General features: G+C 64.3%; 17 protein-coding genes. 5 read left to right on the top strand and 12 right to left on the bottom strand.

The annotated features are described in order from the left end of the window. Positions 1-50: 50 nt before the first annotated feature. Positions 51-2099, top strand: a complete 2049-nt coding sequence (locus D618_RS0103870) for a S9 family peptidase (RefSeq protein WP_017670178.1) — start codon at positions 51-53, stop codon at positions 2097-2099. 4 nt (positions 2100-2103) lie between these two features. Here D618_RS0103870 and D618_RS0103865 read toward each other — a convergent pair whose 3' ends face one another. Both D618_RS0103865 and panC read right to left on the bottom strand, forming a co-directional pair. Further along, on the bottom strand, positions 2104-2400 hold the full coding sequence (locus D618_RS0103865; RefSeq protein ID WP_017670177.1) for a sel1 repeat family protein: 297 nt from the start codon (positions 2398-2400) through the stop codon (positions 2104-2106). 106 nt (positions 2401-2506) lie between these two features. Continuing rightward, positions 2507-3352: a pantoate--beta-alanine ligase gene (gene panC, locus D618_RS0103860; protein WP_026091259.1), complete on the bottom strand. Its 846-nt coding sequence runs from the start codon at positions 3350-3352 to the stop codon at positions 2507-2509. A gap of 122 nt (positions 3353-3474) precedes the next feature. On the opposite strand from panC, the gene D618_RS0103855 reads away from it, so the two are divergent. Further along, on the top strand, positions 3475-4284 hold the full coding sequence (locus D618_RS0103855) for a division plane positioning ATPase MipZ (RefSeq protein WP_026091258.1): 810 nt from the start codon (positions 3475-3477) through the stop codon (positions 4282-4284). Positions 4285-4296: 12 nt separating this feature from the next. Here D618_RS0103855 and D618_RS0103850 read toward each other — a convergent pair whose 3' ends face one another. From D618_RS0103850 to D618_RS0103835, 4 genes are all read right to left on the bottom strand, one after another. After that, positions 4297-5637, bottom strand: coding sequence for an amidohydrolase (locus D618_RS0103850; protein WP_017670174.1), 1341 nt, complete (start codon positions 5635-5637; stop codon positions 4297-4299). A 71-nt stretch (positions 5638-5708) separates the two neighbouring features. Next, entirely contained in the window at positions 5709-6125 is a 417-nt protein-coding gene (locus D618_RS0103845) for a DMT family transporter (protein ID WP_017670173.1), read from the bottom strand. Between the two features lie 42 nt (positions 6126-6167). After that, entirely contained in the window at positions 6168-6758 is a 591-nt protein-coding gene (locus D618_RS0103840) for a DUF4893 domain-containing protein (protein ID WP_017670172.1), read from the bottom strand. A 27-nt stretch (positions 6759-6785) separates the two neighbouring features. Continuing rightward, the gene (locus D618_RS0103835) at positions 6786-7940 is read right to left on the bottom strand and encodes a patatin-like phospholipase family protein (protein WP_017670171.1); all 1155 of its coding nucleotides are present in this window, start codon (positions 7938-7940) and stop codon (positions 6786-6788) included. Positions 7941-8095: 155 nt separating this feature from the next. Between D618_RS0103835 and D618_RS0103830 the strand changes: the two genes are divergently transcribed. The 3 genes from D618_RS0103830 to D618_RS0103820 all read left to right on the top strand — a co-directional run bounded on the left by D618_RS0103830 (position 8096) and on the right by D618_RS0103820 (position 10870). Continuing rightward, the gene (locus tag D618_RS0103830; protein WP_017670170.1) at positions 8096-8971 is read left to right on the top strand and encodes a neutral zinc metallopeptidase; all 876 of its coding nucleotides are present in this window, start codon (positions 8096-8098) and stop codon (positions 8969-8971) included. Positions 8972-9034: 63 nt separating this feature from the next. After that, on the top strand, positions 9035-9577 hold the full coding sequence (locus D618_RS17575) for a hypothetical protein (protein WP_152414519.1): 543 nt from the start codon (positions 9035-9037) through the stop codon (positions 9575-9577). 126 nt (positions 9578-9703) lie between these two features. Then, entirely contained in the window at positions 9704-10870 is a 1167-nt protein-coding gene (locus D618_RS0103820; protein WP_017670168.1) for an alpha-hydroxy acid oxidase, read from the top strand. On the opposite strand, the gene D618_RS17570 is transcribed toward D618_RS0103820, so the two are convergent. From D618_RS17570 to D618_RS0103790, 6 genes are read right to left on the bottom strand one after another with little or no spacing between them, the layout of a single operon-like run. Further along, the gene (locus D618_RS17570; protein ID WP_238550582.1) at positions 10871-11422 is read right to left on the bottom strand and encodes a GspH/FimT family pseudopilin; all 552 of its coding nucleotides are present in this window, start codon (positions 11420-11422) and stop codon (positions 10871-10873) included. It lies immediately after the preceding gene. After that, entirely contained in the window at positions 11394-11864 is a 471-nt protein-coding gene (gene gspG / locus D618_RS0103810; protein WP_040370260.1) for a type II secretion system major pseudopilin GspG, read from the bottom strand. The genes D618_RS17570 and gspG overlap by 29 nt, the downstream gene beginning before the upstream one ends. A gap of 8 nt (positions 11865-11872) precedes the next feature. After that, on the bottom strand, positions 11873-13078 hold the full coding sequence (gspF, locus tag D618_RS0103805) for a type II secretion system inner membrane protein GspF (protein ID WP_017670165.1): 1206 nt from the start codon (positions 13076-13078) through the stop codon (positions 11873-11875). Further along, entirely contained in the window at positions 13071-14669 is a 1599-nt protein-coding gene (gspE, locus tag D618_RS0103800; RefSeq protein WP_017670164.1) for a type II secretion system ATPase GspE, read from the bottom strand. Before gspE ends, gspF begins: the two co-directional genes overlap by 8 nt. After that, entirely contained in the window at positions 14666-16861 is a 2196-nt protein-coding gene (gene gspD, locus D618_RS0103795; protein WP_017670163.1) for a type II secretion system secretin GspD, read from the bottom strand. The genes gspE and gspD overlap by 4 nt, the downstream gene beginning before the upstream one ends. Beyond that, positions 16858-17700 carry a type II secretion system protein N gene (locus D618_RS0103790; RefSeq protein WP_017670162.1) on the bottom strand — a complete coding sequence of 281 codons (843 nt, stop codon included), beginning with the start codon at positions 17698-17700 and terminating at the stop codon, positions 16858-16860. Before D618_RS0103790 ends, gspD begins: the two co-directional genes overlap by 4 nt. Positions 17701-17735: the final 35 nt, after the last annotated feature.

Genomic DNA, 17735 nt, shown 5'->3' with positions numbered 1-17735 from the left:
CCTCGATCCTTATCTCCAAGCCCTTGTTCTTCCTACAGAAAGCCAGACCCATGCGCGCGACCCGTCTTGCTGCCCTGCTGCTCGCCTTTGTCAGCCCCACTGCCCTTTTCGCGCAGGATGCGCCCGATAGCCGCCTGACCGGCCAGGACCTGTTCGCGCTGGAGGTTGCCGCCGATCCACAGATTTCGCCTGACGGCAGCCGGATCGCCTTTGTCCGCCGCGCCAATGACATCATGGCCGACAAGGCGATCTCGTCGATCTGGCTGGTGGACAGCGCCAGCGGCGAGATGACCCCGCTGGCCGCCGGGCCTGGCAGTCACAGCCAGCCGCGCTGGTCGGCCGATGGCAAGCGCCTCGCCTATGTCTCGACCGCGGAAGGCGGCGCGCCGCAGCTTTATGTCCGCTGGGTCGGCACCGGCCAGTCGGTGCGCATCACCGGGCTGCCTGAAAGCCCGGGCAACATCGCCTGGTCACCCGATGGCACGCAGCTGGCCTATGCGATGTTCGTGCCCGCCGAAGGGTTGAAGCTGGGCAAGGCCCCCGAAAAGCCCGAGGGCGCGCAATGGGCAGCACCGCTGGAAACCTATGACCTGCTGTCGTACCGCGCCGATGGTGCAGGCTATCTCAAGCCCGGCTTCGACAAGATCTTCGTCGTGCCTGCGACTGGTGGCGCACCGCGCCAGCTGAGCTTCGGTCCCTATCACGATGGCGGCGGCCTCACCTGGAGCAAGGACGGCAAGACGCTGTATTTCGCCGGCAACCGCTCGCCTGATTGGGAGAACGACCCCCAGGACGCGGAAATCTACGCCCTTGAAGTGGCAAGCGGCACAATCACGGCGCTGACCGACCGCGACGGCCCAGACGCCTCGCCCGTCGTCTCCCCCGATGGCAGCCGGATCGCCTATCTAGGCTTTGACGACAAGCTGCTCGGCTACCACAATACGCAGGCCTATGTGATGAACCGCGATGGGTCCGGCAAGCGCGCGATCGCGCCTGCGCTCGACCGCAGCATCGACAGCATCGCCTGGGCTCCCGACGGTCAGGCGCTGATGGCGCAATATGATGACCATGGCGAAACGCTGGTCGCCCGCATCGGCCTTGACGGATCGGTGCGCGAAATCGTTCGAGGACTTTCCGGCCCCTCGTTCGACCGCCCCTATTCGGGCGGATCGTTCAGCGTCGCCAAGACCGGGGCGGTCGCCTATTCGGGCGGAAGCGCGACAAGGCCCGCCGATGTGATGCTGGCGAGCGGTGGCAAGACCCGGGCGCTGACCCGGCTCAACAGCACGCTGATGGCGGCCAAGCGACTGGGCGAAGTACGCAAGATCACCACGGCCTCGACCTTTGACGGACGCGAGATCGAAGCCTGGCTGACTCTGCCGCCCGACCATGTGCCCGGTACGCGCGTTCCGCTGGTGCTGGAAATTCATGGCGGACCTTTCTCCGCCTACGGGCCGCATTTCTCGACCGACAACCAGCTGTACGCAGCGGCGGGATATGCGGTCGTCTCGGTCAATCCGCGCGGATCGACCAGCTATGGCGCGGAATTCGCCAACCTCATCCATCATGCCTATCCCGGCAACGACTATGACGACCTGATCTCGATCGTCGACAAGGCCATTGCCGATGGCGTGGCCGATCCCGACCAGCTGTTCGTCACCGGCGGATCGGGCGGCGGAGTGCTGACCAGCTGGATCGTCGGCAAGACGACGCGCTTCCGCGCGGCGGCAACGCAAAAGCCGGTGATCAACTGGACCAGCCAGGCGCTGACCGCCGATGGCCCTGCATTCTTTGCGAAATACTGGTTCGGCAAGCTGCCATGGGAAGATCAGGCGAGCTATTGGGCCCGTTCGCCGCTGTCGCTGGTCGCCAATGTGAAGACGCCGACGCTGGTTGTCGTCGGCAGCGAGGATTATCGCACCCCGGTGAGCGAGTCAGAACAATATTACACCGCGCTCAAGCTCGTCGGCGTGCCGACCGCGCTCGTCAAGGTGCCGGGCGCCAGCCATGGCGGCATCGCGGCAAGGCCGTCGCAAAGCGCGGCCAAGGCCTCGGCAATTCTTGCGTGGTTCGAACGCTATCGCAAGGCAGCGCGGTGAGCCTTCAGGCGGCGCGTGTAGCGATCTGCTGGAGCCAGGCACGGGCTTCGCGCTGGGCTTCGGCGATCTGGCGTGCGGTCATCTCCTCGGATATTTCCGCCCGGCACAATTGGCTTTCCTCATGCCCCTTCACGGCGGCAAGGTTGAACCACTTGTGCGCCTCGATAAGGTCGACGGTCACGCCGTGCCCACCGGTGGAGAATGCCACCCCCAGATCGAAATAGGCGTTGATATCTCCACGCGCCGCGGCGGCGAGTTTACTTTCGATCAGAAACGTTGCTGACTTCAGACTGTTTGCCATCTCACATGCTCCTCTATGCATGGTCGGGGGGACCCGACGGGCAGACAGTGTGCAAGTGTGGTAAAAAAACCGTTAATACTGCAGTTCCCATGCCAGAACATTACATTCAGGATGGGTTTACCGGCATATTATCGATCAATCGGGTCGTGCCCAGGCGTGCGGCGACCAGCAATCTGGCCGGTCTGTCTGCCCTGTCGAGGGGGGCAAGCGTTGCCGCATCGGCGAGCGTGACATAGTCGATCGAGGCAAAACCGGCCGCAAGCAGCGCCTGTTCGATGCCGTCTGTCGCATCGCGAACCGCGCCGCCAGCCTCGATCACCGCGATCCCCGCCTGCATCGCGCGCGGCAGCATGGCAGCGGCGGCGCGCTCTTCGGGCGTCAGATAGGCGTTGCGTGATGACAGGGCGAGGCCATCGGCATCGCGTACCGTGGGCACGCCGATGATGTCGAGCCCGAAGTTGAGATCGCGTGCCATCGCCCGGATGACGGCAAGCTGCTGGTAATCTTTCTCGCCAAACAGCGCCATATCCGGCTGGACCTGGTTGAACAGCTTGGCGACAACGGTGGCGACGCCATCGAAATGCCCCGGCCGGGCAGCCCCGCACAGGCCATCGCTGACCCCCGCCACGCTGACGTTGGTAGAAAAGCCCGAGGGGTAGACCTGATCGACATCGGGCGCCCACAGGATCGCGACGCCCGCCTCGCTCAGCATCGCGGCATCGGCCTCTTCCTGCCGGGGATAGGCGTCCAGATCCTCGTTGACGCCGAACTGCTTGGGGTTGACGAAGATCGAGGCGATGACATGGTCGGCGCGCTGCCGCGCCTCCTTCACCAGCTGCATATGCCCTGCATGCAGCGCGCCCATGGTCGGGACCAGCGCAACCTGCCCCCCCTGTCTCCGCAGAAGCGAAACTGCCGTCCGCAACCTGTCGACCCGACGTATGATTTGCACCTTGGTAAAGCCTCCGATAGGGAACTGCCGCTATAGGGTACGGGTCGTGCCCGCACATGATTCACTAGGCAGCACTGGCACATTCGTCGTCCTGCTGGAAGGGGCTGAAAACCATGGATATGATGACGCGCAAGGCGTCCCCGCACCATATCGTGTTTGCCAACGAAAAGGGCGGCACCGGCAAATCGACCAGCGCGGTCCATGTCGCGGTCGCCTTGTCGTATCTCGGTTTCCGCGTCGCTGCGATCGATCTCGATCCGCGCCAGCGCACGCTGCACCGGTATCTCGAAAACCGCGTCGCCACGCTGCAGCGGCGCAACATCTCCCTGCCCACGCCCAAGTTCGAGGTGTTTCAGGACGACAATCAGGCGCGGCTGGAGCAGCTCGTCACCAAGATGAGCGCCGACTGCGACTTTGTGGTGTACGATACGCCGGGCCGCGACGACAAGTTCGCCCGCTTCGTCGCCACCCGCGCCGATACGCTCGTCACTCCGCTCAACGACAGCTTCGTCGACTTCGACCTGATCGGCCAGGTGGACCCTGAGAACTTCAAGGTCCGCCGCCTGAGCTTCTATGCCGAGCTGATCTGGGAGGCGCGCAAGGCGCGCGCCAAGACCGATGGCGTCGAGATCGACTGGGTGGTGCTGCGCAACCGCACCCAGCAGACCGATGCCCGCAACAAGCGCAGGCTTGATGCGGCGCTGGCCGAACTCTCCAAGCGCGTCGGCTTCCGCTATGTGCAAGGTCTGTCGGAGCGCGTGGTCTATCGCGAGCTGTTCCCGTCGGGCCTCACCCTGCTCGACAAGGGCCATCTGGCGGACCTGGGCACCAGCCACATCATCGCGCGGCAGGAACTGCGCGAGATGGTCTCCGCGCTGAACCTGCCGGGCGTCGGCAGCCGCGCCAGCGAACGCCAGCCGCAGCTGATCTGAAACCCTAGCGTTTCAGGGCTTTTTCGGCATCAGTTTGAGCGTCATCGCGATCATCGCTTCGGCGGCGGTCGCGATGACGGTATCGGCCTCTGGTGCCCAGAACGGGCTGTGCAGCGAGGGCATTTCGATGCCCTCCTTCTTCGCCTTGTTGTATTCGGCCAGCGGCACTCCTCCGACCCAGAAGATCAGGCTGGTAATATTGTCCGGGTCGGCGCGATAAAAGCGGCTGAAATCCTCGCCGCCCATCGAAGGTGACACCTGCGCCACGCGCTTGTCGCCAAAACGCGCCTTGAGGAAGGTGCCGGTTTCATTAGTGAAATCCGGGCTGTTGTAGACCGCCGGCGTGAACTGGTCGTTCATCGTCACCACCGGCATCCTGTCATCGGGCATGCCGGCGGCTATTGCCTCGCCCTTGGCGATACGCTTGATCCCGTCGAGCAGTTTGGCGCGGGTTTCGTCCGAATAGCTGCGCACCGTCAGCAGCAGGGTCGCCTCGTCCGAGATGATGTTGTGCTTCGCGCCCGCCTGAAAGCTACCGACGGTGACAACGGCGGCATCCTGCGGATCGAGCTCGCGGCTGACCAGGGTCTGCAAGGTCGACACGATCCGGGCGCCCAGGACGATCGGATCCTTGGTCGATTGCGGATACGCCCCGTGGCCGCCCAGCCCCTTCACCTTGATATTGACGCTGTCGACATTGGCGAGCGCAAAGCCCGGCGTATAGCCGATGAACCCGGCGGGCGCCTGCGCGGCGTCATGGAAACCCAGCACATATTGCGGCTTGGGAAAGCGGGTGTAGAGGCCATCCTCCAGCATCGCGAGCGCGCCCGAACCGATCTCTTCTGCCGGTTGCAGGATCATCACCAAGGTGCCCGACCATTCGGCCTTGCGCTTGACCAGCTGCCGCGCGGTGGCAACCCAGCCGGTCATGTGCGTGTCGTGCCCGCAGGCGTGCATCACCCCGGTCTCGATTCCCGCCGGGCTCATCGCGCGCACCTTGCTGGCGAAGGGAAGTCCCGTCTGCTCGACCACCGGCAGCCCATCCATGTCCGCGCGCAGCATCACGACCGGGCCTGCGCCGTTCTTCATCACGGCGACGACACCGGTCCTGCCGACGCCCTCGGTGACCTCGAAGCCCAGCCTGCGCGCCTCATCGGCAAGCTTCTTGGCGGTCTTGACCTCCTGAAAGCTCAGTTCCGGATTGGCGTGGAGATCGCGATAGATGTCCATCAAACCGGGCATGTCAGCGGCGATATCGGCGCGGATCGTGTCCTGCGCCTGCACCGGCGAAGCGATGGCTAAGGCAACAGCGGACGCAGCGAGCGAGCGGAAAAGCGATTGAACGACCGGCATGAATGTCTCCCCAGACACAAGTTTGAAGGGGAGGCTAGTGGCTTGCCGTTGTTATGTCAGTTAAAAATCGATCACCCGATCCGCCGGGCCATCAACACGCCAATGGTCATCACCACCATACCGCCGATCCGCAGGGCTGTGAGCGGGCTGCGTGGCACACCGAACAGGCCGAAATGATCGATCAATGCTGCAGCCACGATCTGCCCCAGCAAAACGAGAAATACCGCATTGCCGATACCGAAGCGCGGCCCGATCCACGTGATCGCCAGCACATAAAAGGCAACAAATGCACCGCTAAAAAACAGGTGCGGCGGAGCGGCACGGACCTTGGCTATCTCTGGCAGACCAACAACAGCGGTCGCGGCCACCGCGATCAGCATGGCAGAGAGGAACAGGATCACCGATGCCGCCGCCGGATTGGCGAGCCTGATACCGAGTTGGCTGTTGAGCGCCGCCATGACCGGAATTCCGATCCCGGTCAGCAGCATGATCACTGAATAACTCAGCGCGGTTCCGCTTGGCACCTGCGTTTACCTCACCGGACGCAGATCGATGATGTCGAGCGTTGATTCGTAAAACGGCCTGGGGAACACGATCCGCCAGCGGTCCTTGCCGATGCGCTCGACCGTTCCCGCCAGATCGCGCTCCTTGTCCTGGCCATAAGGGACCAGCCCCGCGTCGTCGCCCAGCATCAGCGAGCCCAGGAATACGCCGCTGCGCCTGCCATCGGCGTGGATAAAGCCCACCGGGCGCTGCGATCCGGTCAGCTTGACGAACTGGCGCCTGTCACCCTTGCCATAGACCGCGCAGACGAAATCGGGATAGGCGATGAATGCCAGATACTGACCGCCCAATTTGTGCGTCGAACACAGATAGCGGCCCTCGGGGGGCAGCGGATTGTCCAGACGTTTCGCCGGGTCATACAGCAGCCGATTCTTCGCCAGCTCGCCAGCAAATTCCGATGCCTTCACCTCCGCCAGCGCGGCGGCAAAGGTTTCATCGCGTTGCTCCAGCCGTGTTGCATCCGCCGGGGTCGCGATCGTGCGCCAGCTCTCTGCCGCCAGCGCGCCTGTACCTGTTACCAGGGCCAGCGCCAGCAGCGCGCGAATGTTGCTAATCATGTTTCCCTCTCCTGTGTCCTGTAACGCTCAGCGATGCGGGACAAGATCGAACGCGGCGGTCTTTCCGTCCAGAATATTCTGCGCCAGCAGGTCGCCCTTGTTCATCGCGGCCTGTACCGCCTCGATCCCCTGGTTCCAGTGCATGTCCATCGTTGCGCGCGAAAATTCAAAATCGCGCATGCCGCTCTCCCATTTCTGGACGTTGTAGATCAGATGGACGATGTTGACCGCATTGTCCTCCACCAGCGCACGCATGCGCTCGACATCGGGCATCGTCGCCATTTCGGGCGGCAGCATCGCCAGCACGTTGCGCAGCGCCTCATGCTCGCGGCGCAGCTTCAGGTAGTAATCGGTGACCTGGCGGGTGCGGCTGGAATAGCGGATATCCTTCTCGCGGCTCATCACATCGGCAAACTTGGTCGGAAGGTCACCCCGCGCGGGGAACAGATCGACCTGGAAAGCCAGCATGTCACTGGTTTGGTTGTCGAGCACATAGGCGAGCGGCGTGTTGCTGACCAAACCGCCGTCCCAGTAATGCTTGCCGTTGATTTCCACCGGGGCAAAGCCCGGCGGCAGCGCACCCGAGGCCATCACATGACGCGCATCGATGATCTGCCGTCCGTGCGGATCGTGCGTGTCGAAATAATAGAAATTGCCCGATTCCACGTTCACCGCGCCGACCGAAAACCGCACCGGGCCATTGTTCAGCCGGTCCCAGTCGACGAAGCGGTTCAGCGTCTCGATCATCGGCGTCGTATCGTACAGGCTGACCGCCGCCGGCGTGCCGGGCCAGGAGAAGGTCGGCGGCAGCATGTGCGGGCGGAAGAAGCCGGGCACGCCGATCGTGGCGGCTGTTGCGGCTCCTGCGAAATGGTTCAGTTCACGCAGGTAATCGCTATTGCCCCAGGCGAGGTCCGCCGTGCCCGATGTCACCAGTTCCCAAAATTCGCGCAGCCGCTGGCAGGCGAGCGCCGGCTCGTTGCCCGCAATGATCGCCGAATTGATCGCGCCGATCGAGATGCCCGCGACCCAGTCGATCCGCACATTCTGGCGCACCAGCTCGCTGAAAACCCCGGCCTGATAGGATCCGAGTGCGCCACCCCCCTGCAGCACCAGCGCGACGGTCGGCGGCAGCGGAACGGCGGCGGACTGGGTATCGATCGTATCCTGGGAGGCAGGCATGACATTTCCTTAAGGTGCAGCGCATGGCGCGCTTGTACGCTTCATTTATTCCGCACTGCACAATAAGGCAAACGGCGTGAAAAATCTGTGGTGCTAAATGGCACAAGCGAGTGTTAATGTTCGTCACGAGACGCCCAAGAAGGAACACCGCGCGCATGAAGCTCGACGATTACCGCACCAGCGACAATATTTCCGACCAGCGCGGCGGATCGGGCGGCGGACCGCGCTTCCCCATAGGTGGCGGCAAGATGGGCATCGGCACCATCATCATTCTGGGCATCGCCGCTTTGGTCTTCGGCATCAATCCGATGGAACTGATGCAGGGCGGCGGCCTGCCCGGCGGCGCACCCGTCCAGACGCAGGCAGGCGGCCAGAACGCTACACAAAGCTGCGCGGTCGATGAAAAGAGCAAGTTCAGCTGCCAGGTGCTCGCCAGCACCGAAGACACGTGGACCACACTGTTTCGCGAGCAGGGCCAGGCCTATCAACCCGCCACCCTCACCTTTTATGATCGCAACGGCCAGTCCGGCTGCGGCGCAGCGCAAAGCGCCATGGGACCGTTCTACTGCCCTGCCGACAACGGCATCTATCTCGACACCAGCTTTTTCGACGAGCTGGCCACCCGGTTCGGCGCGGCGGGGGACTTTGCCCAGGCCTATGTGATCGCGCATGAGGTTGGCCATCACATCCAGACGATCAGCGGGCGATCGAACCAGGTGCGCCGCGCCCAGCAACAGGCCAGCGAGGCCGAAGGCAACGAACTGCAGGTGCGGATGGAGCTGGAGGCGGATTGCTATGCCGGCGTATGGGCGGCGCGCAATCGCGAGCGGATAGAGCCCGGCGATATCGAGGAAGGGCTGACGGCCGCCAACGCGATCGGTGATGACACGCTGCAAAAGGCCGCCGGGCGCAGACCGGTTCCGGAAAGCTTCACCCACGGCACATCGGCGCAGCGCATGGCGTGGCTGAAAAAGGGGCTCAATACCGGCAATCCTGCCCAGTGTGATACGTTCGGCGCGACGCGATTGTAGGCCAGCGCATCGTTTTGCCGGGTCATGCGTATGCGAAACACGGGCGTCTTGGTTGATGCCGACATGAGGGGATCCATTATGCACCGCACCGCCATCACATTCGCCAGCCTTGCGTTCATCACCAGCGCCCTGCCGGCAACCGCGCAAAGCCAGCCAACCGACAAGCCGCGCACGACCGAGAAAGTGGCAGAAGATGTCGTGAACCAGCCAGTGCAGGATGTCGGCATCGACAAGAAGGACATTCCGGAGAACCTGATCGCCATTCAGGACAAACCCTATTCGCTCGTCGGCATCAAGACCTGCGCGCAGATCCGTAGCGCCATCGGTGACATGGACGCGGTGCTGGGCGAAGATCTCGACGTGCCTTATGAAGCCACGAGGGATGACAAGCGCAAGGATACCGCAGGCAAGGTGGGCGGATTGATCGTCAACTCGATCATCCCCTTCCGCAGCGTCATCCGCGAAATCTCCGGCGCAGCCGCGCAGGAGCGCCGCTATAATGCTGCGGTCTACGCTGGCGTCGTGCGGCGCAGTTTTCTGAAGGGCATCGGCCAGCAGCGCGGCTGCAAATACCCATCGGCACCGGCACCTGCGAGCCTGAAGTAAAAGTTCTCTTGAACTCACCCCGTTCTCCGGCGAAAGCCGGAGTCCAGGGGCGGGAAATTGCTGCCGTCGACCTGCAATCCAGCTTTCGCCGGAAAACGGCATTGGAACGATCGGGGGCTTTTGTTGATGCGACGTTTTCCGGTTCGGCGGCTGGCCGATTGCCACACGGTCGATGATTTCCGCGAGCTGGCGCGCCGCAAGCTGCCCTATCCGGTGTTCCACTATATCGATGGCGCGGCGGATGACGAGATCACCCGCAACCGCAACACCACCGCCTACGAGGAATGCGACCTCGTCCCCAATGTGCTGGCGGGGGTGTCCGATATCGACATGTCGACCACGCTGATGGGGCGGAAGATCGACATGCCGCTCTTCCTCTCCCCTACCGCGCTGCAGCGGCTGTTCCACTGGCGCGGCGAAAAGGCGGTGGGCGCGGCGGCAGAGAAATTCGGCACGTTCTTCGGTATCTCCTCGCTCGCCACCGTCAGCCTCGCCGAGATCGGCGACAGCATCGCCAGCCCCAAGCTGTTCCAGCTCTATGTCCACAAGGACAAGGGGCTCAACGCCGCGCTGATCCAGGCGGCGAAGGCGGCAAAGTTCGACGCCCTGGCACTGACCGTCGACACCATCGTGTCGGGCAAGCGCGAACGCTGCCTGCACACCGGCTTCACATCGCCGCCCAAGCTCACCCCCTCGTCGGCGGCGAGCTTTGCGATGCACCCAAAATGGACGCTCAACTATCTGGGGCGCGAGCGGTTTTCGTTGCCCAATCTGGAAAGCCACATCGCCGCCGGCAGCGAAGCAGCGATCTCGGTCGCGGATTATTTCAACACCATGCTCGACCAGAACATGGACTGGACGATGGCCGAGGATATTCGCAAGGCATGGGACGGCCCGTTCTGCCTCAAGGGCATCATGAGCGTCGAGGATGCGCGCCGCGCCGTCGCGATCGGTGCAACCGCGATCATGGTATCGAACCATGGCGGGCGGCAGCTCGACGGCAGCCGTGCGCCGTTCGATCAGCTTGCCGAGATCGTCGATGCGGTCGGCGACAGGATCGAGGTCATCTGCGATGGCGGCATCACCCGCGGCACGCATGTGCTCAAGGCCTTGAGTGTTGGCGCGAAGGCGTGTTCGGGCGGGCGGCTGTACCTCTATGCGCTCGCCGCCGGGGGCCAGCGCGGGGTCGAGCGGACGCTCGGCAACCTGCGCGGCGAGATCGAGCGCGGCATGAAGCTGATGGGGGTGACGCGGCTCGATCAGCTTGGCAGGGACAATTTACGCTGGCGGTGATCAGCGAGGACGACCGACCTCGCCGGTCGCGCTGATGACGATCCGGTCGCTGTTCGCCCCGCGCGACAGCAGCACGGTGACCGGCATGTTGGGCAAGCCCGTACTGTCGAACCAGAAACGCGCGCGCGACGGCGCTGCCGCCGGGTCCGTCCCCGGTGAGGCTGCCTGTTCCGCTGCCTCCCCTTCGATCTGCGCCACCGTGCCCGGCTTCCAGTCACGGTTGGCGAGTGCGCGCGCGTTCAGCGGCACCCATTGCCGGTCCTGCCGCGCATCAAAGCCATAGCCCGAAGGCGCGATCCACACCGCGATCGGCCGCGCGCTCACCACCGCCTCATCGCGCGCCGCCGCGACGCGTGCGGCAAAGCGGTCGGCATCTTCGGAGAGCGCAGCGCTGTCGCCGGGAAGCGACAGCACCACCGCGCCTGCGACCAGGCCGATGATGAACAGCGTCACCATGAGCTCGATCAGGGTGAAGCCGTTCCTCAATTCCTCCCCCAGCTTGCTGGGGGAGGATTTCAGGCAGTTACGCCCCATCGGCGGTGATGTCCGCATTCTCGTTCTCGCCGCCCGGTGCGCCATCGGCGCCCAGCGAATAGAGGTCGAATGCGCCGGTCGTGCCGGGGCTGATGTACTGATACGGGCGGCCCCAGGGGTCCTGCGGAAGCTTCTTGATATAGCCGCCGCTGCGATAGCGGCCCGGCTGCGCCAGTGTCGGCGGCGCAGTCACCAGCGCGTTGAGCCCTTCGGCCGAGCCCGGATAGGTCAGGTTGTCGAGCCGGTACATTTCGAGCGCCTGGGACAGCGTCGCAATGTCGCTGCGCGCCTTTTCGGTCATCGCGCGGTCCTGGCTGGGCAGCACGTTGATGACGACGATCGTCGCGAGCAGGCCGATGATGAAGATCACCACCATCAGCTCGACGAGCGTGAAGCCGTTAGCGCGCTTGCGCGCCTTGGGCGAGAGGCGCTTCAGCAGCGCGGATCGGAAATTCAGCATATTGGTCCTCATAAGCCAGTCAGGTTTTGCAGCTGCAATATCGGCAGCAGGATCGACAGGATGATCAGCGCCACCGCGCCGCCCATCACCACGATGATCGCCGGCTCGAGCAGCGCCATCGCGGTGGAGGTGAAGTTGCGGAACTCGCGCTCCAGATAATCGGCGGCGCGCTCGAGCATCGTATCGAGCTGGCCTGCACTCTCGCCGCTGGCGACAAGATACACCAGCAGCGGCGGGAATGTCCCCGCATTCCTGAGCGCGGCGGACAGCGACCCGCCCGAGCGGATGGCCTCAACCGCCTCTTCGAGCGCCTCGCGCAGCACGCTGTTGCGCACGGTGCGGGTGGTGAGCTTCATGCCTTCGAGCAAAGGCAGGCGGCTCTGCACCATGGTCGACAGCGTCCGCGCCAGCCGTGCCGCGTTCATGTCGCGGATCAGCTTGCCGATGAAGGGCAGCTTCAGCACGAAGGTATCGACACGGTATTTGAACGCGGGCACCTTCATTGCGCGCCAGAAGCCCAGGCCCGCCAGCAGCGCAACAAGCGCCATCAGCCACCAGTAATCAGCGAGCACGGCAGAGATTCCGATGACGATGCGCGTGATGAGCGGCAGCTGCGTCTGCGCGTTGTCGAACTGTTCGACCACGCGCGGCACCACCGAGATCATCAGGCCTGCGACCACGCCGAAGGCCACGAGGCTCAGGATGATCGGATAGGCGAGCGCGGAGATGAGCTTGCCGCGCACCTCGGCCTGCTGTTCCAGGAGCGCCGCCAGCCGTTCGGTGATCACCGGCAGCGAGCCTGAACTTTCGCCTGCGCTGATCATCGCGCGGTACAATGGCGGAAAGCTGCGCGGCTCGCGCGCCATCGATTCCGCAAGCGACTGACCCTCCATCACCCCGCCATGCACGTTGATCAGCACCTCGCGCGCATTGGCCTTTTCGGTCTGGCGGCTGATTGTGCGCAGCGCCTCTTCGAGCGGGCTGACGCTCATCAGCGAAGACATCTGCCGGGTAAACAGCGTGAGCTGCTTTGGGCTCAATCGTGCGGTGCGCTGCGTCAGCAACGCCTTGCGCGGCGGCGCTGGGCTCACCGTGATGATATGATACGCCTTGCGGATGAGCGCTGCGCGCGCCTGCGCATCGGACGGCGCGCGGATGCGCCCCTCGCGCTCGCGCCCGGCCGAATCGATCACCCGATAGGCAAAGTCAGCCATTGATCATTTCTGGCGGCGGCGGCGCCGGTTCCGCCTCCCGCCGCGAAATGCGGATCGCCTCTTCCGCCGTGGTCTGGCCGGTGCGCACCAGTTCGCGCGCGGCCGAGCCCAGATTGGGCGCATTGAGGAAGGCGTGGCGCGCGATGATCGCCTCGTCGCCATTGTCGTTGATCAGGCGGCGGATGGTTTCATCCACGCGCACCGCCTCGAACACGCCGATGCGGCCCGCAAAGCCGGTGTGGTTGCACGAATCGCAGCCGACCGGGCGATAGACCACGGTGCCCTTGTCGAAGCCGAGCAGCGAGGCGAGCGAGCCATCGGCCTGCACCGGTTCGCGGCACTCGGGGCACAGCCGCCGCACCAGCCGCTGCGCAACCACCGCGCGCAAGGTCGAGGCGAGCAGGAACGGCTCGATCTTCATGTCTCGCATGCGGGTGATTGCGCCGATCGCATCGTTGGTATGGACGGTCGAAAGCACCAGATGGCCGGTGAGCGAAGCCTGCACCGCGATCTCTGCCGTCTCGTGATCGCGGATTTCACCGATCATCACAACATCAGGGTCCTGGCGCAGGATCGCGCGCAAGCCCGCTGCGAAGGTCAGCCCGACCTTGGGGTTGACCTGCGTCTGGCCGACACCCTCGATCGCATATTCGACCGGGTCCTCGACGGTCAGCATGTTGCGCGAGCCATCGTTCAACTGCTTGAGGCACGAATAGAGCGTGGTCGTCTTGCCCGATCCGGTCGGCCCGGTCACCAGCACGATGCCATTGGGTTCGGACAAAGCCTCGGCCAGGATCTTGTGGGTACGCGGGCTCATGCCCAGCAGCCCCAGATCCATATTGGCGTTTTCCTTGTCGAGCAGGCGCAGCACGACGCGCTCCCCTGCCCGGCTGGGCAGCGTCGAAACACGAACGTCGAGCAGCTTGCCGCCGATGGTCAGCCCAATGCGGCCATCCTGCGGCACACGGCGTTCGGCAATGTCGAGGCGTGCCATCACCTTGATGCGGCTGACGATCACCGGCGCGACATTGGGCGGCATCCGCAGCTTTTCCTGCAGCACGCCGTCCATCCGCATGCGGATGACAAGGCCTGTCTCGTAGGGCTCGATATGGATGTCCGAGACGCCCTGGCGCGCGGCCTCGGCGATCACGCCGTTGATCAGGCGGATCGCGGGCGCATCGTCGGCGCTGTCGAGCAGGTCTTCGGCGCTGGGCAGATCGCTCGCCAGCAGCTCCAGGTCGCCGCCGTCGATGTTCATCGAATGCGCCATCGCTGCCGCATTGCCCTCGACCGCGTAATGGTCCGAAAGGTACCGCTCGAACTGCGCGACCGGTGCGATTTCGACATCGAACGGCATGGCCAGGTAGCGCCGCACTTCGAGCAGGGTCACGGGGTCCGCGCCTTCGCGCAGAGCGACCTTCATCCGTCCATCGGCCTCGCCGAGCATCACCACGCCATTGTCACGGGCAAAGCCATAAGGAATGTCGAGCATCATCCGCGCCATCGTGCGTTCCGGGGCAAGGTCGAGAGCAGCCTCGTCCAGCACATCGATCGGCGCATCAGCCGGGGTATCGCCCTTGCGGATCTTCATGGCTGACCTCCGTTGATGGGCGGCAACTGCTGCACATTGCTCGGCGGCAGCGTGGTGGTGTCGAGCGGCGCGGTGCCCGGCATCGCGCGTGGCGTGATGACTTGATCGCCCGGCCCTGCGGCAGGGGCCACGGGGATATTCGCGCCCAGATAATCGCGCACGATGGTGTCGAGCGAGGGCTCGACCTTGGGGTTGAACTCGATCTGCGCCGCGCGCACGTAATTGTAGCGGCGCGCGGCGATAGCCTGCGCATCCTCGGCGGTGCGCAGGATCGTCGGACGGATGAACACCATCAGGTTGGTCTTGGTCCGCTCACGCCCGCGCGACTTGAACAGCTCGCCGATGATCGGAATGTCACCCAGCAGCGGGATCTTCTGGATCGTGCGCCGCTCGTTGTCATCGAGCAGCCCGCCCAGCGCGATGATCTCGCGGTCGCGCACGGTGACCGTGGTCTTCACCTCGCGCTTGTTGATGATCAGCTCGTTGAAATCGTTGCTCACCGGCCCGACGATCGAGCTGACCTCCTGCCGGATGTCGAGCTTGACCTGGTTGCCCGCGTTGATCTGCGGTTTCACCTCCAGCTCGATGCCGACATTCTGCCGCTGGATGGTGCGGAAGGCATTGTCGAAATTGTTCGACAGCGCCTCGCCGGTGCTGATCGGGATTTCCTGACCGAACAGGATCGACCCCTGCACATTGTCGTTCACGGTCAGCGAAGGAGTCGAGAGGATATTGGACTCGCTGTCTTCCTGCACCGCGTTGATGATCGCGCCCAGCACGCGGTTGTTGCCGATATCGGCGGCAAAGCCGGTGTAGCCGCCGCGCGCACCCAGAATCCGGTTGGCTGCGTTCTGGCGGAGAAAATCGCCGACTTGGCTGTTGGTGGAGGTGGTGACGGTGTCGCCGTTGATGACCGTGGTGGTCTCGTCGAGATCGTTGGCGAGGATGCCGCCTGCAATGTCGAGGATGTTGGGCGCGACATTGGAAAAGGGCGTGACGAGGAACGGAATATCCTTGCCGCCGATCAGGAACTGCACGCCGAGCTCGCGTGCCACCTTGTCCGATATCTCGACGATGATCGCCTCGACCAGTACCTGTTCCTGGCGGATATCGAGCTGCCGCACGAGCTCGGCCAACGAACGCTGGACATCGACCGGCGCGGAAATGATCACCGCGTTGGCGCCTTCATAGCGGGTGATGATCGCGGTGCCGCGACCGTTGGAGAGGCCCACCGCGCCGCCGATGGGCGCAGATGCCGCTGCCGGCGCAGCGCCGCCGGTTGCGGGGGCCGAAGCCGCAGCGGACATCGGCTGCACGCCGCCCCCGCCCTGCCCGCCGACCATCATCTGCAGCACCGGAACCAGCTGCTCGGCATCGGCATAATCGAGCCAGATCACGCGGATTTCGCTGCCATTGGCGGCGCGCGCATCCAGTTCCTTGGCGATTGCGGTGAGCCGCGCGATCGTCGGGGCATCGCCGCGCAGCGCGACCGAATTGCTGCTGTCGACGGCCACCACCGACACCAAAGGCGCCCCGCCTCCGCCGCCTTCTGCGCCACCGCCCGGCGCCGGACTGAGCTGCTGGAGCGTCATCGCGATCTCGCGCGCGCCGGCATGGTTCAGCGTGATCACCTGGGTTGTCGCGTTATCGCGGTCGATCTGGCCGATCAGCGCACGGATACGGCGGATGTTGTCGGCATAATCGGCAACGACCAGGCTATTGCCGCTGCGATTGGCAGTGATCGATCCTTCGCGGCTGACCAACGGCCGCAGCGTCTCGACCGCCGTCGTCGCATCGATCGCACGCAGGCGGAAGACCTCGGTGACAAACTCGTTCTGCCCACCTCGGCTGCCCACCCGGCCCGGCGCGGAAGCTGCGCCATCGGTCGGCTGGATGCGGTACGCGCCGTTGGCGGTGGGCACCGCGATCAGCCCGTTGGCGCGCAATGTCGAGAGGAAAACCTCGAAATATTCGCTGCGGCTGAGCGGTCTGTCGGTGACGACCGACACCTTGCCCTGCACCCGGCCATCGATGATGAACGTTCGCCCGGTGACCGAGGCTGCATCCTCGATGAACGCCCGCACGTCTGCATCGCGCACGTTCAGACTGTGCTGTGCGACCAATGGCGAGGCCAGCGATGTCGCCAGGGCGAGAGCCGCGCCCAGCGCGAAAAGGGAGCTGTTTTTTTTCATTTTTCCGGGATGATCAGGGCAATGGGAAGGGTTTCCGTGCCACGTTCGATGAGCAGTGAAATGCGCGCGCCAGGCCGTATTTGCCCGGCCAAGGCTGCGCCATCAGCGGCAGAGCTGACCTTGCGGCCATTGATCTCGACGACGATGTCGCCCGGCTTGAACCCGGCCTGTGCGAATACGGCGCCATCGGCCTTGGGGGTGACAGCAAAGCCGGTCGCACGGCCATTTTCCATGCGCGGGGCAAAACCGATGCCGCCGTTGATCGCCTCGGGTGTCATCGGGCCTGGAGCCTGGACCACCGGCGGAGCGCCGACTGCACCCGGCGCGGCAGCGGCGGCGAGAGGCGCATCGCCCACCGTCTCTGCCGGGACTGACTGGTCGAGGAACAGGCTTTCGCGGCTGCCGGCGCGTTCCAGCACGACATGATCGAACAGCACCTGCACCAGCTTCACGCCGGAAGAGACCTCTTCCCCGACATCGTAGCTGCGCTGGACACCGTCTGACCCCGCAATGATCGCAGACCCGCCACCCGAGGCCTCGTTCATGCGCAAGCCGTAGAGCGTCAGGTCGAGCGAGGTGACAGCCGCACTGGCATCGCCCGTCGCTGCCGCCCGGTCGAAGCCATCGAAGCTGGCGAACAGCGCAGCGCGCGCGGAAGGCGACATGATATTGGCCGTGCGCGCCTGCCAGTCACCAAGTGGCGCGATGGGTGTAACGATCGTCCACACCAGCCGGGCGACCTGAATGATCAGCGCCAGCACCAGCAACGCGCGCAGCCAGCCGTACAGGCCGGTCGGCAGATAGCGCCCCAGCCCTGTTCCCTTTGCCTCGAATCGCACCGACCGGAATCGGGAGAGCGAAGCACCTAGGCCAG

Origin of the sequence: Blastomonas sp. AAP53, assembly GCF_000331245.1 — a bacterium.
In the GTDB taxonomy this organism is placed as follows: domain Bacteria; phylum Pseudomonadota; class Alphaproteobacteria; order Sphingomonadales; family Sphingomonadaceae; genus Blastomonas.
Note: the sequence above shows the minus strand (reverse complement) of the source record. Positions and strands in the feature narration are given on the sequence as shown.

What these genes read in the sequence shown, in the direction of transcription:
- D618_RS17575 (WP_152414519.1), top strand. Translation starts at nt 9,035, where the DNA reads ATGAGGGGATCCATTATGCACCGCACCGCCATCACATTCGCCAGCCTT.
- gspD (WP_017670163.1), bottom strand. Translation starts at nt 16,861, where the DNA reads ATGAAAAAAAACAGCTCCCTTTTCGCGCTGGGCGCGGCTCTCGCCCTG.
- D618_RS0103870 (WP_017670178.1), top strand. Translation starts at nt 51, where the DNA reads ATGCGCGCGACCCGTCTTGCTGCCCTGCTGCTCGCCTTTGTCAGCCCC.
- gspF (WP_017670165.1), bottom strand. Translation starts at nt 13,078, where the DNA reads ATGGCTGACTTTGCCTATCGGGTGATCGATTCGGCCGGGCGCGAGCGC.
- D618_RS0103820 (WP_017670168.1), top strand. Translation starts at nt 9,704, where the DNA reads ATGCGACGTTTTCCGGTTCGGCGGCTGGCCGATTGCCACACGGTCGAT.
- D618_RS0103830 (WP_017670170.1), top strand. Translation starts at nt 8,096, where the DNA reads ATGAAGCTCGACGATTACCGCACCAGCGACAATATTTCCGACCAGCGC.
- D618_RS0103835 (WP_017670171.1), bottom strand. Translation starts at nt 7,940, where the DNA reads ATGCCTGCCTCCCAGGATACGATCGATACCCAGTCCGCCGCCGTTCCG.
- D618_RS0103865 (WP_017670177.1), bottom strand. Translation starts at nt 2,400, where the DNA reads ATGGCAAACAGTCTGAAGTCAGCAACGTTTCTGATCGAAAGTAAACTC.
- D618_RS0103840 (WP_017670172.1), bottom strand. Translation starts at nt 6,758, where the DNA reads ATGATTAGCAACATTCGCGCGCTGCTGGCGCTGGCCCTGGTAACAGGT.
- D618_RS0103855 (WP_026091258.1), top strand. Translation starts at nt 3,475, where the DNA reads ATGACGCGCAAGGCGTCCCCGCACCATATCGTGTTTGCCAACGAAAAG.
- D618_RS0103845 (WP_017670173.1), bottom strand. Translation starts at nt 6,125, where the DNA reads ATGCTGCTGACCGGGATCGGAATTCCGGTCATGGCGGCGCTCAACAGC.
- D618_RS17570 (WP_238550582.1), bottom strand. Translation starts at nt 11,422, where the DNA reads ATGCGGACATCACCGCCGATGGGGCGTAACTGCCTGAAATCCTCCCCC.
- gspG (WP_040370260.1), bottom strand. Translation starts at nt 11,864, where the DNA reads ATGCTGAATTTCCGATCCGCGCTGCTGAAGCGCCTCTCGCCCAAGGCG.
- gspE (WP_017670164.1), bottom strand. Translation starts at nt 14,669, where the DNA reads ATGAAGATCCGCAAGGGCGATACCCCGGCTGATGCGCCGATCGATGTG.
- D618_RS0103850 (WP_017670174.1), bottom strand. Translation starts at nt 5,637, where the DNA reads ATGCCGGTCGTTCAATCGCTTTTCCGCTCGCTCGCTGCGTCCGCTGTT.